General features: G+C 51.0%; 18 protein-coding genes. All 18 read left to right on the forward strand.

Translation table 11 applies throughout. The features are described from left to right. The first annotated feature begins 102 nt into the window (after positions 1 to 102). The 18 genes from NYE69_RS06895 to NYE69_RS06980 all read left to right on the forward strand — a co-directional run bounded on the left by NYE69_RS06895 (position 103) and on the right by NYE69_RS06980 (position 13,500). Complete coding sequence (locus tag NYE69_RS06895) at positions 103 to 555, forward strand: hypothetical protein (RefSeq protein ID WP_340925398.1); 453 nt, start codon at positions 103 to 105, stop codon at positions 553 to 555. A gap of 229 nt (positions 556 to 784) precedes the next feature. After that, positions 785 to 1,000: a hypothetical protein gene (locus tag NYE69_RS06900; protein ID WP_340925399.1), complete on the forward strand. Its 216-nt coding sequence runs from the start codon at positions 785 to 787 to the stop codon at positions 998 to 1,000. Between the two features lie 44 nt (positions 1,001 to 1,044). Further along, entirely contained in the window at positions 1,045 to 1,560 is a 516-nt protein-coding gene (locus tag NYE69_RS06905; protein WP_340925400.1) for a ParB N-terminal domain-containing protein, read from the forward strand. Beyond that, positions 1,557 to 2,165, forward strand: a complete 609-nt coding sequence (locus NYE69_RS06910; RefSeq protein ID WP_340925401.1) for a Mom family adenine methylcarbamoylation protein — start codon at positions 1,557 to 1,559, stop codon at positions 2,163 to 2,165. The genes NYE69_RS06905 and NYE69_RS06910 overlap by 4 nt, the downstream gene beginning before the upstream one ends. A 133-nt stretch (positions 2,166 to 2,298) precedes the next feature. Next, on the forward strand, positions 2,299 to 2,514 hold the full coding sequence (locus NYE69_RS06915; RefSeq protein ID WP_340925402.1) for a hypothetical protein: 216 nt from the start codon (positions 2,299 to 2,301) through the stop codon (positions 2,512 to 2,514). A 261-nt stretch (positions 2,515 to 2,775) separates the two neighbouring features. Next, positions 2,776 to 3,639 (forward strand): phage terminase small subunit-related protein, encoded by an 864-nt coding sequence (locus NYE69_RS06920; RefSeq protein ID WP_340925403.1) that lies wholly within the window; start codon positions 2,776 to 2,778, stop codon positions 3,637 to 3,639. Continuing rightward, positions 3,633 to 5,315, forward strand: a complete 1,683-nt coding sequence (locus NYE69_RS06925) for a DNA packaging protein (protein WP_340925404.1) — start codon at positions 3,633 to 3,635, stop codon at positions 5,313 to 5,315. The genes NYE69_RS06920 and NYE69_RS06925 overlap by 7 nt, the downstream gene beginning before the upstream one ends. 2 nt (positions 5,316 to 5,317) lie before the next feature. Further along, entirely contained in the window at positions 5,318 to 6,802 is a 1,485-nt protein-coding gene (locus tag NYE69_RS06930; protein ID WP_340925405.1) for a phage portal protein, read from the forward strand. Then, entirely contained in the window at positions 6,795 to 7,625 is an 831-nt protein-coding gene (locus NYE69_RS06935) for a phage minor head protein (protein ID WP_340925406.1), read from the forward strand. The genes NYE69_RS06930 and NYE69_RS06935 overlap by 8 nt, the downstream gene beginning before the upstream one ends. Before the next feature lie 98 nt (positions 7,626 to 7,723). Next, complete coding sequence (locus NYE69_RS06940; protein ID WP_340925407.1) at positions 7,724 to 8,950, forward strand: XkdF-like putative serine protease domain-containing protein; 1,227 nt, start codon at positions 7,724 to 7,726, stop codon at positions 8,948 to 8,950. A 21-nt stretch (positions 8,951 to 8,971) separates the two neighbouring features. Then, positions 8,972 to 9,919 carry a major capsid protein gene (locus NYE69_RS06945; protein WP_340925408.1) on the forward strand — a complete coding sequence of 316 codons (948 nt, stop codon included), beginning with the start codon at positions 8,972 to 8,974 and terminating at the stop codon, positions 9,917 to 9,919. Continuing rightward, complete coding sequence (locus NYE69_RS06950) at positions 9,919 to 10,266, forward strand: Rho termination factor N-terminal domain-containing protein (protein ID WP_340925409.1); 348 nt, start codon at positions 9,919 to 9,921, stop codon at positions 10,264 to 10,266. Before NYE69_RS06945 ends, NYE69_RS06950 begins: the two co-directional genes overlap by 1 nt. Continuing rightward, positions 10,232 to 10,618 (forward strand): hypothetical protein, encoded by a 387-nt coding sequence (locus NYE69_RS06955; RefSeq protein ID WP_340925410.1) that lies wholly within the window; start codon positions 10,232 to 10,234, stop codon positions 10,616 to 10,618. The genes NYE69_RS06950 and NYE69_RS06955 overlap by 35 nt, the downstream gene beginning before the upstream one ends. Beyond that, positions 10,615 to 10,953, forward strand: coding sequence for a hypothetical protein (locus NYE69_RS06960; RefSeq protein WP_340925411.1), 339 nt, complete (start codon positions 10,615 to 10,617; stop codon positions 10,951 to 10,953). Before NYE69_RS06955 ends, NYE69_RS06960 begins: the two co-directional genes overlap by 4 nt. After that, positions 10,940 to 11,434 (forward strand): HK97 gp10 family phage protein, encoded by a 495-nt coding sequence (locus tag NYE69_RS06965; RefSeq protein ID WP_340925412.1) that lies wholly within the window; start codon positions 10,940 to 10,942, stop codon positions 11,432 to 11,434. The genes NYE69_RS06960 and NYE69_RS06965 overlap by 14 nt, the downstream gene beginning before the upstream one ends. Next, positions 11,431 to 11,925 carry a hypothetical protein gene (locus tag NYE69_RS06970; protein ID WP_340925413.1) on the forward strand — a complete coding sequence of 165 codons (495 nt, stop codon included), beginning with the start codon at positions 11,431 to 11,433 and terminating at the stop codon, positions 11,923 to 11,925. Before NYE69_RS06965 ends, NYE69_RS06970 begins: the two co-directional genes overlap by 4 nt. Beyond that, positions 11,922 to 12,158 (forward strand): hypothetical protein, encoded by a 237-nt coding sequence (locus tag NYE69_RS06975; RefSeq protein WP_340925414.1) that lies wholly within the window; start codon positions 11,922 to 11,924, stop codon positions 12,156 to 12,158. The genes NYE69_RS06970 and NYE69_RS06975 overlap by 4 nt, the downstream gene beginning before the upstream one ends. After that, positions 12,148 to 13,500 (forward strand): phage tail sheath subtilisin-like domain-containing protein, encoded by a 1,353-nt coding sequence (locus tag NYE69_RS06980; protein ID WP_340925415.1) that lies wholly within the window; start codon positions 12,148 to 12,150, stop codon positions 13,498 to 13,500. Before NYE69_RS06975 ends, NYE69_RS06980 begins: the two co-directional genes overlap by 11 nt.

Raw genomic sequence — 13,500 nt, forward strand, 5'->3', positions numbered from 1 at the left:
AAGCTGTATTTGGGGGCATTGGACAGGGACGAAGCAGTTTTGTCCGAAGCCGCGGTGTGTGAAAGAGGAAAAACCTACCTGACGTCGAAATGAGTCGAGGGGGTGATTCTAATAGATATTAAAGACATAATTGCTGCGTACGCAGCTTTTGTATCAACACTGGTTCTAATATGGAATATTTATAACTCCTTACGAGATAAGGGGAAAATAAAGGTTTCTGGCTTCTATGGATTATTACTGGACGATTATAAACAAACTCAAAAGATTCTATACTATGAGTTTACAAATGTAGGAAGAAAACCAATTCATTTAGACCGGGTAGCCACTGATTTAAAACGTGAGGTCGAAGGTGCGGGGCACTATATAATAGTTGTACCAGGATTACCTAAAAAATTGGAGCCAGGTGAACGACACCAAGTTGTTTTACACACTTTTGATTCTGTTGATGAAAACACAAAATCTCTATACGTTATTGATTCAATAGGAAAAAAACACAAGATGAAAAAAAAGGAATTGAAAAAATTAATACGTCAAAAAGAACTGTCCCAAAAATAGATGAGTAAAGTGCCTTGGTGCTTTTCTTTTGCTCATATGGCTAAATAGAAGTCGATTTCAGGCGTCCGTGCTTTGTTCGTCGGAATAGAGGCAGAACTACATAGAAGGGCAGGGAGGGGCCGCAGCGTTGCTGTACGGCCCTATTTTTGCATGTCCCCATATGGAAAACCAACTCAACACAATAGAGTTAATATGGTAAAGTTGAAGTAACAAATGTTGGGAGGCGGCTATGAAGGACGAGAAGCTGTATGAAATACTGGATAAAATGTCATCTGTGTTGCTAAATCTAAATCGGAGAGTAAGTGACCTTGAGATGGCTGCGAGAAAGCCGTCTTACGACACGGAAATTATTAATCACAAAATAAGCGAGATACAAATAGGGATTAATGAGTTGTTTGGGGTAATCCCCAATTCAGATGATGCAAACTCTTCAAAAGCGCCTTAAATGGCGTTTTTTTGTTGTCAAAAAACATTGAAAGGAGCATCGCAATGGACATCAGAATCATACCACTCGACCAAATCAACGCAGCGGCCTATAACCCGCGCGTAGACCTGAAGCCGGGCGATCCGGAATACGAAAAGCTGCGGCGCAGCATCGAATCCTTTGGATACGTTGAGCCGATCGTTTGGAATGAGCGAACCGGCAACATGGTCGGCGGGCATCAGCGCTACAAGATCCTGGTTCACGAGCTTGGGCACACGGAGCTGGAGGTTTCCGTCGTCAACCTGGACGACGAGCAGGAGCGGCTGCTTAACCTGGCTTTGAACAAAGTCTCCGGCCGCTGGGATGAGGATGCACTGGCTCAGCTGCTCTCAGAGCTGCGGGAGGCTGGTGCTGATATTGAATTATCCGGCTTTGATGAGGTGGAGCTGAAGCAGGTGCTTGGCGAGATTGAGATCCCAAATTTTGAGGAAGGCACGGCAGATGACCAGGGGGATCTGGGCGTACTGAGTTCCAAACTGGTAACCTGCCCGCATTGCGGAATGGAGTTCGAACGGGAATGACTGATTTAAAAGTAGCTTGGGCAACACATGAAGCCGCGAAATTTGCTTGCGAGAACTTTCACTACAGCAAATCTTTGCCCGCCGGGAAGTCCGTCAAGGTCGGGGCTTGGGAGGATGACCAATTCATCGGTGTGGTGATCTTCAGCAGGGGCGCTACGCAACACATTGGTTCACCTTATGGTTTGACGCAGAAAGAATGCTGCGAGCTGACGCGGGTAGCGTTAACCAAGCATAAGTCGTTTGTTTCGGAGATTCTGGCCAAGGCACTCAAATTCCTAAAGGAGCAGTCGCCTAATGTCCAATTGATTGTGAGCTATGCCGATGTTGAACAGAACCATCACGGCGGCATCTACCAGGCAACCAATTGGATTTACGAAGGGAAAACTGATGGTGAGCATTACTTCATCATAAAGGGTAAGAAGGTACATCCAAAATCGATTCATTCAAAGTATGGGACAGGTAGTCAACGAATAGAGTGGATCCGAAAGAACTTAGATCCTCATGCTGAAGTCTACATCACAGTTGGGAAACACAAATATCTCATGCCGATGAATAAAAAAATGCGTAAAAAGATTCTCCCATTGCATAAACCGTACCCAAAATAAAAGGAGGACGCGGTCACGTCCTCCCTTTGGCCCAGGGTATCCCCCGGCTGAGATAGCGGCCCGCCACGCGTGGCATTTTGCAGACATCCGCTATCTCGCATTCCATCATAAAGGAAAGCCGAGGGGAACAGCAATGAGAACACCTGAGGAAAAAGACATCCTCCTGCAGCATGAGCTCACGGTGATGGAAGGAATACTCGAGTCAAAGGCACAGTACCGAAAGATCATAAAGGCCGGCATTGCCAAGTGGGTTAAAGATTTTCAGGACGGCCGTATCGAAATCAAGACGGTAGACGACCTGAAGAAGTTGATTGAAATAGATATCGAGCTGCAGAAGGACGAGCTTTGAAATTAATCGTAGATTCCCTTTTTCGCAGCTTCTAACGCAGCTTCTCTGGTTGGGTAAGGTCTGGATATGGTTCCAGATGGTGCGATGAGACCTTGCGGTGTGTAGATCCTCCACTCGCCAGGAACTTCATCCTTAATATATACGCCAAATGGTAACATATGGGACACCTCCTTTCGGGCTAAATATACAGCATAATATCAGGCCAAGGGAAGAAATATTTTATATGCTTCGGAAGTCGATGTTGGGGGTGGTGGTAATGTAATGGCCAGAGAACGTAGTCCCGAGCGGGACAAGGCTAAAGAAATGTGGCTCAAGAGCGGCGGGACGATGAAGCTAAAGGACATCGCCGCCGCTCTTGGTGTGCCGGACAGCAAAGTCCGAAAGTGGAAGGCTCTGGACAATTGGGAAGGAACACTCAAAGGGAGCGCTCCACTCGACGATAAAGGGAGCGCTCCACGTCGCGGCGCTCCCAAAGGGAACAAAAACGCCGTCGGTAACCGCGGCGGGGCACCCCCGGGAAATCAAAATGCCAAGGGGAACCGCGGCGGACACGGCGGGCCGCTCAGGAATAAAAAGGCATTGAAGCATGGCATTTATGAAACGATCTTTCTTGACACGCTCGATGAGCAGGAGCAAGTGCTGTTTGAAGCTATTGAGGTTGACACACTGGACGAGCTTAAACGGACATTAAAAACGCTTATCGTCCAGGAACGCCGAACGATGCGCCGCATAAAACAGCTTGAATCTGGGCTTACCGACGAGGAGAAAAAGATTAAGGAGGAACTGTGCCAGCGACAGGATAAAGTCCCTTATGTCAGTCCAAAAACGGGGAAACGGATAAACTTGCCGGTTGAGACCGAAGGTATGAAGGTTACGGAGGTTACGACCGTTGTTGCTTCAAAATTGGATAAGATTCTCAAGCAGGAAGAACACCTTAACAAGGTCCGCGACAAGAAACTTCGTACCCTTGCTCAGATAGCTGCTATTGAACAGGAGAAGGAAAAGCTGGCCATCGCCCGCGAACGTCTGGAACTGGACAAGTTTAAGGCGCTGGGTTACGGCGGCAAGGAAGGGGAGGAGGATGACGACGATGACAACGATGATGACGGTGATTTGGAATGGTAGTGACATTAGCTAAGGAACACCGACGCCGCATAAAGCGTAGGCTGCGCGACAAGCCGGAGAAATTGGCCGAACTGAAAGGCATCCTTTCAGACTTCGAACAATTCTGTTTCCGCATGCTGAAGATCAAGAACAAGCTGGGGCAGATGGTGCCGCTGATTTTAAACGATGCTCAGCGTCGCTACGCTATGAAGGTGATTGCTGATCTCGAAGCCGGAAGGCCTGTTCGCATAATCATCCTGAAAGCCCGTCAGATGGGATTCTCCACGGTGACGGAAGCATTGATATATTACTTCACTTCATTACAGGAAGCCAAGAACGCCTTTATCGTTGCTCAATCTTCCGAGGCTTCAAACAACTTGTATGATATGTTCCAACTCTACTACGAGCGTGTGCCGGCGATCATACAGCCCATGTCCAGGAAGAACAACGCCAAGAAGCTGACCTTCGAAAATCCCGCGATCCGGACGACAGACCGGCGGAAGAACCCAGGGCTGAAGTCGAAGATCACCGTTCAAACAGCGGAAAGCCGGGTCCTTGCCCGTTCGGACACCATTCATTATCTGCATGCCTCCGAAGTGGCGTTCTGGCCAGCTAAGAAGAAAAAACGGCATTTGCTGTCCCTGCTTGCTGCTTTATCAAAGGAGCCGGGCAGCATAGGCGTCATTGAATCCACTGCGAACGGCATGGAAGAGTTTAAGCAAATGTGGGATGCAGCCGTCAAGGGCGAGAGTGACTTTACTCCGCTCTTTTTTGCGTGGTACGAAATGCCGGATTACCGCAAGCCGGTTCCCCCGGGCTTTGAGCTGACGGAAGAGGAACGGGAGCTGAAGGTTAAGTACGGCTTGGATAATGAGCAATTGCAATGGCGCAGGTATACGATCCGGAATGATTGTGGCGGCGATCCGCGGCAGTTCGACCAGGAGTATCCTTCCGAACCAGATGATGCTTTCCTGCTGTCCGGTGAAGGCATCTTCGACAACAAATTCATTAAGCGCCTGCGTGATGCGATTAGCGTAATCGGTCAACGGCATGAGATTGATTTTGTAAAAGGCAAGGTTACTCCGTCTCATGCTGGCGAGCTGGTCATTTATCGGAAGCCGGACCCGGGAAAACGGTACGTTCTGGCTGCTGATACGGCCAAGGGTAAAGAGGACGGTGACTATGATGCTGCCTACGTCCTTGAGGTGCGTACAGGCGAGATGTGCGCCGCTCTACACGGCAAATGGGACACCGACTTGTACGGCAAGAAGCTGAACACGCTGGGATTGTATTACAATACGGCGCTGCTGGCGGTGGAGAATAACAATACCGGGGAATCGGTGTTGAATACATTGTTCAACACGTGCCATTATCCGCTTCTGTACATGCATAAGAAGGCTTCGCTTGGCTGGAACACCAACCAAGCGACTCGCCCTGTCATGATTTCCGATTTCAAGGAAGCCATTCGGGACGAGCTTTACAACATCTACTGTCCAGACTTGTACAGCGAGTGTATGACGCTTATTGACAAAAACGGCAAGGCCGAGGCAGACAGCGGGTGCCATGACGATAGAATTCTTGCATATTCCATTGCACTGCAGGTTCGTCAGGTTGCTGATAAGTGGTTCGAATGGTATGAGAAGAAACAGAATAAAAGAGCTGAGGAAAATTCTAATACGGGAGCGGGGTGGATTTAACAATGAGTGAGGGAAATGCAGCTTGGATTCCGATTACAAAGGCTGAAGGTGAACGTCATATTCCCTCCAGTGCCCAATTGCCGGATGCCTTTGACAGTCTGTATGACATGCATGGGCTGCTTCCCTTTGCACCGGGGAATGACCCTGCTTCCTGCAGATTGCTTGTCAAAAACAGCAACATCATCCCGCAATGCATTGAGGCCTACAAACATAACATCGCCGGATACGGCATTGCATTGGAGTATCTGCCTGGCGAAGATGACAGCACGGCTAAGGAGGAGTGGGACCGGGCTGAGCGGTTCCTGGAAACGTGCAATCTGGAGGACACACCTGATGAAATCATTTCCCAGTTGATCGATGATTTAGAAAGCACGGGGATGGCCAATGTGGAAGTAGCCTGGCCAGACGGTAGTGAGTTCCCAACGATTTTTCGCATGGATCCAAAGTATGTACGATGCACCAAGGAAAGCAACCGCGTAACGATCCGGCGGAAGCGGCGTATCAGCTCTACTAAGAAAGTTGAGGAGTTCACACAGGAAATCTATGCGCGTCGTTATGCCATGAAGCGCGGAACATCGGTGGTTTGGTTCCGCCCATTTGGAACTGATGGTTCTGAGAACCAAATTATTCCCTTGAGGATAGGCAACGATGGTCCTTACGGGGAACCTCGTTGGTTCGGCAATGCCCCGGGGGTTATTGGGTCCCGGGAAGCCGAGGAACTGAACGTGTCCTATTTTTCCAATGGGCGGATGCTCTCCATGATTCTGACGGTCACGAATGGTCGCCTGACAAAGCAATCCATAGAGCTGCTAAAAAACGTCAAGGGCTCGCAGTCACAGGGCGGCATCTTGTACTTGGAAGCGATCGGCGAGGAAACAGGTGGCATTCTGGATGAAAAGGTTGAAAAGGTGGCCATCAAGCTAGACAAGCTGAATGACCTTCTGCAGCAGGACGCTCTCTTCCTGGAATACGGTAAGGAGAAGAAAGCGGACATCCTGTCTGCTTTTCGGTTGCCGCCGATCCTGGTTGGCCAGAGTTCTGATTACAACCGGGCTACGGCGCAGGCCGCGCTGCAATTCGCCGAAGAGCAGGTATTTGAGCCTTACCGGAAATGGATTATGAACGAGGTATTTAACAAGCGGCTCTTCCCGGCCATGGAGATTTTCCGGGTCCGTGCAGTGCTGCGTGGACCGAACATCATTGATCCGGCGGACCGCAAGGCAATGCTCGACTTTATCGCAGACCGCGGCATTATGCTTGTGCGCGATCTGATACCGATTGCCGAGGATGTGTTGGGGACCACCATTGACGAGAGCAAGTACGATCCGAAATATCTGGACACGCCGATTGCCCAACTCGCCAGCAGTCAGCCGGCAATACTCGATCCTGAATCTGAAGATGATACGGACGACCTGCAAAACCGCGTTGCTACAATTGCCAAGCGCTTGTTAAAACAGGCTGACAAGGAGGCTGCTCTCCATGTGTGAGTCCTGTTGGGCGCTGATCGCCAAGGCCGATGACGATGAGTTTCTAGATAGTCTTGAGCTGACACACGCCGAGCGTAAAGTGCTGAAGGAACTGTACAAGCAAGGCGAAGACAAGATCATTGAGATTCTGGAGCTACAAGGACAGGCATTGCATGACGCTATTGAAGAATTAAGCGAGGAAGCCCTGGGGGATATCGACGAGCTGACCAAGGTACTCATTGCACTGCATACAACGGATGTATTCGCGGAGCTGTTTGAGCAGGCCGTACAGGAAGCATTTGAACCGCTGTTCCACCTGGCTGGGGAAACAGAGTTAGCTGCGTTGGACAAGGAGAAGGTTTGGAACACCAGTAATAAGGCTGCTGGTCGTTTCACGAAGAAGCTCAAGAAGCTAGTACCTGACATGAACAAATCTTCTACAGATGTACTGCTGCGTAGCTTCGGCAAAGCGATTGAAGAAGGGAAAACACCTTCCGAGCGGGCATTGCTCGTTCAGGGGGTCAGCAAGACCGCGGCAGAGGGCGAGGAAGGACCTTTCTCCATGAAACGTGCCGTCCGGATTTCCCGAACCATGAGCACGGCGGCCGCGAACGGCGGAAAGGTCGAAGGATGGAAGCAGTCAGAAGTAGTGAAGGGCAAGAAATGGCGTTCCGCTGGCGGAAGCCGAACACGCAAAACGCATAAAAAAGCGAATGGCCAGATTAAGCCCTTGGATGAACCCTTTGAGGTAGGGAATAGCAAACTGATGTATCCGGGCGATCCGGCGGGCGAGGCAAAAGAGATCGTCAATTGCCGATGCACCATGCAGTCGGTGCTCGATTAACTGGGAAGGAGAATAAGCATGATCATTCAAACGCGGCAGTTTATCATGTCGGGTTTATTTGTTATGCACTCAATCCGGAAGGGGGGTGAACTGAACTTATGGGATTTCAATTGAAGGATGCTAAAATCACGCACCTGTCGCTTGTAGATAAAGGTGCCAATGGCGTACCGTTTGCCATTATCAAAGCTGTCGGGAAAAATGCAATACAGAAGCAGGTGCAGATCGCGAAGGTCGATGATGAGAAGAGAATTGTCATCGGCGTGGTGTACCAGCCGGATACGCCGGATGCCCATGACGACCAGATGAGTGCCGAGGAAATCGAAAAAGCCGCTCATCTCTTTATGGAGAACCAGCATACCTACAATATCGATAAGCAGCATGATCTTCAGGCAGACAAGGGGTATGTGGTGGAATCATATATCGCTCCGTGTGATATGGAGATCGGCGATCAGGTCATCGCAAAAGGCTCTTGGGTGGCCGGGGTGAAGGTCACAGACGATGACACTTGGGATGCAATAAAGAAAGGTGAGATCACCGGCTTTAGTATGTGGGGCGTTGGCAAGCGGGAAGAGATCGAAGAAGACGGGGATGAGGAAGTTTCCAAAGGACTCCTCCATCGAATCGCTAAGGCTCTCGGAATCATCGAGAAGGGCACCGTCGCTGACAAATACAATAAAAACCGACCGAAGCGGGAATTCTGGGCAGCCCAGGATGCATTGAATTCGGTCCTTTTTAATTGGGACTCTTGGGACAGTGGCATGGAAACCGATCCGGAAGTGATCCGGGAAGCCCTGCAGGATTTTGTGACGATTGCCCAGGAAGTGCTGATCCAGGAGGACATCGTGAAGGCCATCGGCAAGCCGCCGGAACAGATCGCCAAGGCCGGCAAGAAAATTTCAAACAGCAATATGAAACACATCGATGACGCTATTGCGGCGCTGACCGAGCTCAAAAATAAAACGGCTCCTGCCAAGGATGGGGAGCAAGAGGAGGAAGAAGATTTGAAAGCTGAGGATATTGCAAAAGCTGTACAAGCTGCCGTGGAGCCTATCGCTAAACAGGTGAAGGACCTTTCGGCCGAGGTTACAGAGCTTAAAAAGGGTGAAGGAACTGATACGGATCCGGCGGGCGGTGAATATTCGCAGCCTGATGCTCTGACCGATGCCATCGCCAAGGCGCTTGAACCGCTGAATGAGCAACTGCAAGCGCTGGCCAATGATGTGCAGGTGGTCAAGAACAGCCGCGGCGGCTCCGCTCAGGGCGGCGATCAGGACGAAGGTATTCAAAAATCGGATGGCAGAGTAAGTTTCGCCAATCTGCTTTAATCGAAGGAGGATTAGCACTTTATGAAAACAAATGGTCAACTCGTTAAGGGCAATATTCAAAAATCTACCATCGTAACCTCGTTGGACAATACTGCACTTAATTATGAGCAAGTTGATGCTTTTACGACCATGGCGTATGAGTCCAACAATTTTTTGCAAGGTATTCGGCATGTTAATCGGATCAGCGCCAAAGGCACCATCGACAAAATCGGCGTAACGGGTCGGAATCTGCGTAGCAAGAAAGAAAATGTGATGGCCAGCAATACTGCTACGCCACAATTTCCGCAGGTTCCCTATGCTGTTGAGCCAGTGGTATTGCCCTTCGAGATCACGGAGGAATTCATCCGGCAAACGCAGCGGGTTCGTAATCAAAACGCCGAGGAAATTATCATGGCGGCAATGGCACGGAACTATGGCGAAAATATGCAGGACATTGGCTTCAACGGGGATACTGCAACGCCAAATACCGATCCGGATTACGAGTTCCTGAAAATCAATGACGGATGGCTTAAGCTTGCACGTACCACGGGCAACTACCTCGATTGGACGAAGCTCACGGACTCTCAGAAGAAAGGCATACTATTTGAAGTGGAGCGGTCTATTGCAACACGCTACCGGTCCGGTGGAACATTTAAATACTTCATGCATCCGAATACCTACTCCAAGCGTCTGCAAAAGCTAGCTGAGAAAGATACCAGCGCGTCGATCCAACTGCAAATAACCGGTGGTGTGAAGAAAGTCAATTCCTATGATGTCGAAGAAGTCTGGAGTATGCCGGAAGGTGCGATTCTGTTCACGTATCATCCCAACTTTGTTATGGTCCACACTTACGACATGCAGATTCGTAAAACGACCGAAGGCAAGGAAGCTATCTATGCGGACAAACGCTTCTATGCTATTCACTCGGACTTCGATGCAATCTTTGAAGAGCCGGCCGCCGTCGCGTTCGTGGAAGGGGTTGAATTCTGATGCCGTATATCACATTTCGGGGGACGAACGCCTCTCTCACACTGTATGGCATCCGCTTTGAACCAAGAGTGCCCGTGCTGGTTGAAGGCGAAGCTATTGTAAAGAAATTTCGGGAACTCAAGGACTTTGAGATTAACGAGAAGAAGGTCATTCCTTTGGAGGACTTGACCGTACCGCAGCTCAAGGACAAGGCCAAAGCGGCGGGTGTTGAAGGTTTCGCGGATATGAAGAAGGCGGAGCTGTTAGCTGCATTGCAAGGCGGCAACACGCCACCTGGAGGTGATTCAGGAAAGTCGGAGGGAGTTGGCGGTAATGATGCTGACACCAACAATTCTCCAACAGCGTAGCCGCGTAACCCCTATCCAAGAGGCAGCGCCGGAGCTGCTGCAGCAATACATTGATGACGCACAGGTACGCATCGAGTTGTATCTGCCCGTACCCTTCCCAGCGGAGGTAGACCCGCGGCTAATGCTGGCATGGGTCAAGCTGGCCGAAGGTCTGGCTCTACAGGATAGCGAGGAGTACCTGGCAGCAGTTGCCCGGAATTATGCTTCCGAAAGTGACGGAGCCTGGACGTACACCCGGCAGGCCATCGCAGGAAAGACCACGGGTAACCCGGACGTGGATGCGATCCTGTTTCTGTGGGTCAAGAAGCAGGAGGGGCCGGAAACGGGTAACGTCACGGCGTATGTGCTATGAATCATCGATTTAAAACACCGCTGGCGTTGTACCGGGTGGGCAGCAAGCAAGGTGAAGGTGACAACGGCGATGATCTATTTAGTGACCGTAAAAGCGGCAAGGTCGGTGACCTGAAGTGCTTCGTGATCAAGACGGAGACATCTGAAAAGACGGATGAAAAGCCCGTCATATACATTGTCAAAAAGACAATCGGCGTCCCCAAAAAAGCAGATGTCCAGTTCAGCGATGAGGTAGTACTTGCTGGGCGCCGTTACCTGGTCATTGACTCTATCCCGCGCCGTTACTGGCGCGAAATACTGGTGACTTGTGAGGTGAAGGGCAGTGAACGTGCATGATTTTGACGGGCTTGCCCGGCGCTTCCGGCAGCTGGCGAACGATGGAATAGAGCGCATCCTGCGAAACATCGCAGAGGCGGCCGGAGAAGCGCTGCTGAACCTGATCATTGACGAGATAGGGCAGCAAAATTTGATCGACACAGGCACGCTATGGGGTTCATTTTCTCGCGGGGAAGACGGAAACGTATGGGAATGGGACGTGGATCGCAATTCCCTAGTCCTTGAGGTCGGTTCCAACCTGCCTTACGCCAAATATCTGAATGACGGTTATACGATCGAGAAGGCCCACTTTGTTCCTGGTGTTTGGAAAAATGGCAGATTTGAGTATGATCCATCGGCCAAGACTGGCTTCCTGGCCAAGCCGCGGTCCTTCATTGGCAGGCGCTACTTAGATATCGCCACAGACAATTTCCGGGGCGGGATGAACGAATTTATCATGCAGCGGCTGGAACGCGAACTGGAAAGGATGTTGGGACGATGATGGATGTCGGAGTAAAGGCGTGGGCAGAAATTGTGAAGCGGGTGTATCCGGATCTCCCTGTCCTTCGGGACCGGGCGCAGTGGCAGGCAGGCAATTTTGAACGGCCGTCCGTTTTTATTGAGACGGATATGGTATCGGATAAGGTTCATACCCCGCGTTCTGACCGCATCATTGAGGACGTAGGGCTTGTGTTCCATTTTGATAAGGAGCGCATAGAGGGGGCGAATGAAGGGGAGCCGATCCCGTTCGACCTCAATCCGTTTTTCCTGTATCTGCGCCAGCAACGGTACAATGTGGCTTCCCGGCGTTTCGGCGTTGCCCTTGTCATTGAGCCCCCGCGGATCCGCTCGGGGAATGACCGGGCGGAAGTGACCTTTCGGTACTCGTATTTACTGCATGTACCGAAATCGTTGGTTCGGGAGGACGGGGAGCCAATACAAAAGATCAATCATTTTTACATTGCTCATAATGGGGAGGAAATCGACGCATGAGCGAAGACTTGAACAAACGGAATAAGCAGGAGTGGATCGAGAGCGCCGCGGCTGTTAGGGCAGAGCCCTACGAGATTGCCGGCGCTCTTTTTGATTGCAAGCCTGATGACCTGTTGAGCCAGCAGGAAGTACAGCGGCGGTTGGATGCCTATCGGCGGCCGGCAAAGCAGGAGCAGCCTGCAGGCAAACAGCAGGTAAAAAAAACGAAGGAGGGAACAGAGAATGTCGATTGAAAGACAACGCCCCGGCGGTTATGTTGAGCTCCTGGTCAAAGCTAGGGCTCGTGTAGTGGCGAAAACAGGTAGGGTGCTTGTGCCTTACCAGGCCGAATGGGGAGCGCCGAATCAGGCGGTAGACATGGCGGACACGTCTGAGCGACTGAAGGAATCGGGGCTGCTTGTGGATGTGTTGGAGCTGGCCGCCGAATCTGGAGCGACTGTCGTAGGGTACCGGGTCACAAGCGGGGAAGAAAAGACTGCTGCTGCGACCGTGGCTGACAGTTACACCATTGAGGCGCGGTACCCAGGTACACGCGGCAACGATTTTGAGTACATGATCCGCACGGCTCTGGTTGATGAGACTAAAAAGGAAATCATCATCCGGGATTCTAAAGGCGTTTATGACACGGAGACTTACCTTGTGGCCGACAAAGCCGCTGCTGTCGATGCTCTGCAAAAGTCGGCCATGGTCCGTTTCAAAGCTGTTGGGGACGTAGCCTGGGAAGACGTGGGGTACACGAAGCTGGCCGGCGGCACTTCTGGTACGGCTGTGCTCGCTGCGGCCGACTGGAACCGCATATTTAACCGGGTGTACGGCCTGACGTTTGACACGATTTACTTGTCGGCAACCGATCCAGCAGTCCAGGCTGCGGCTAAACAATGGCTTCTGGATCGCCGGAATAAGGGTAAGAAGCTTGCGACTTTGGTCATTGGGGGACCGGCAGCAGAAGACGCAGACATTGAAAAGCACAATGCCCGCAGCCGGGCAATGAACGCCCGCTTCATTATCAACTGTTCGTTGGCCGGGACGCACACCAACGGCAAGACGTACACGTCCGTGGAGTGGGCTGCGTGGGTGGCAGGCCTGGTGGCTGGTACGCCTGCCAATAAGTCCTTCACCGGCGTGAAGGTGCCAATGAAGATGGCCAAGGTAGATTGGAGTCAATCTGAAATTCTTAAGGGCCTGGCCGAAGGGACTCTCATGGCCACGCGAGACGGCTACGATTACATCATAGAGCAGGCTATCAACACGCTTTCCACCATCGGGGCAAACGAGCGGGAGGATTTTGGGAAGATCCGCGTGTCTGCGACGATTGACCAGATTCTGAACGACATCTACGAGGCGTCGAAGAAATGGAAGGCCAAACTGGATAACGATAAAGAGGGCCGCGGCATGTTTGTTGCCGCTGTGCTGGAATACCTCAAAATTCGCGCACAGCAGAAGGCAATCGCAGACACGTATAGTTTTGCCGAAAGCACCACCAAGACAAGCGACTTTGACTATGCATATTTCTCGTTGGGCGCCAAGCCTCTCGACGCTATCGAGCTCTTCTACATTGACTGGGAGGTGCAATAA

Source organism: Paenibacillus sp. FSL R5-0527 (assembly GCF_038008055.1).
Classification (GTDB): domain Bacteria; phylum Bacillota; class Bacilli; order Paenibacillales; family Paenibacillaceae; genus Fontibacillus; species Fontibacillus macerans.

What these genes read in the sequence shown, in the direction of transcription:
- NYE69_RS06920 (WP_340925403.1), top strand. Translation starts at nt 2,776, where the DNA reads ATGGCCAGAGAACGTAGTCCCGAGCGGGACAAGGCTAAAGAAATGTGG.
- NYE69_RS06905 (WP_340925400.1), top strand. Translation starts at nt 1,045, where the DNA reads ATGGACATCAGAATCATACCACTCGACCAAATCAACGCAGCGGCCTAT.
- NYE69_RS06975 (WP_340925414.1), top strand. Translation starts at nt 11,922, where the DNA reads ATGAGCGAAGACTTGAACAAACGGAATAAGCAGGAGTGGATCGAGAGC.
- NYE69_RS06910 (WP_340925401.1), top strand. Translation starts at nt 1,557, where the DNA reads ATGACTGATTTAAAAGTAGCTTGGGCAACACATGAAGCCGCGAAATTT.
- NYE69_RS06930 (WP_340925405.1), top strand. Translation starts at nt 5,318, where the DNA reads ATGAGTGAGGGAAATGCAGCTTGGATTCCGATTACAAAGGCTGAAGGT.
- NYE69_RS06970 (WP_340925413.1), top strand. Translation starts at nt 11,431, where the DNA reads ATGATGGATGTCGGAGTAAAGGCGTGGGCAGAAATTGTGAAGCGGGTG.
- NYE69_RS06960 (WP_340925411.1), top strand. Translation starts at nt 10,615, where the DNA reads ATGAATCATCGATTTAAAACACCGCTGGCGTTGTACCGGGTGGGCAGC.
- NYE69_RS06935 (WP_340925406.1), top strand. Translation starts at nt 6,795, where the DNA reads ATGTGTGAGTCCTGTTGGGCGCTGATCGCCAAGGCCGATGACGATGAG.
- NYE69_RS06980 (WP_340925415.1), top strand. Translation starts at nt 12,148, where the DNA reads ATGTCGATTGAAAGACAACGCCCCGGCGGTTATGTTGAGCTCCTGGTC.
- NYE69_RS06945 (WP_340925408.1), top strand. Translation starts at nt 8,972, where the DNA reads ATGAAAACAAATGGTCAACTCGTTAAGGGCAATATTCAAAAATCTACC.
- NYE69_RS06950 (WP_340925409.1), top strand. Translation starts at nt 9,919, where the DNA reads ATGCCGTATATCACATTTCGGGGGACGAACGCCTCTCTCACACTGTAT.
- NYE69_RS06900 (WP_340925399.1), top strand. Translation starts at nt 785, where the DNA reads ATGAAGGACGAGAAGCTGTATGAAATACTGGATAAAATGTCATCTGTG.
- NYE69_RS06925 (WP_340925404.1), top strand. Translation starts at nt 3,633, where the DNA reads ATGGTAGTGACATTAGCTAAGGAACACCGACGCCGCATAAAGCGTAGG.
- NYE69_RS06915 (WP_340925402.1), top strand. Translation starts at nt 2,299, where the DNA reads ATGAGAACACCTGAGGAAAAAGACATCCTCCTGCAGCATGAGCTCACG.
- NYE69_RS06940 (WP_340925407.1), top strand. Translation starts at nt 7,724, where the DNA reads ATGGGATTTCAATTGAAGGATGCTAAAATCACGCACCTGTCGCTTGTA.
- NYE69_RS06955 (WP_340925410.1), top strand. Translation starts at nt 10,232, where the DNA reads ATGATGCTGACACCAACAATTCTCCAACAGCGTAGCCGCGTAACCCCT.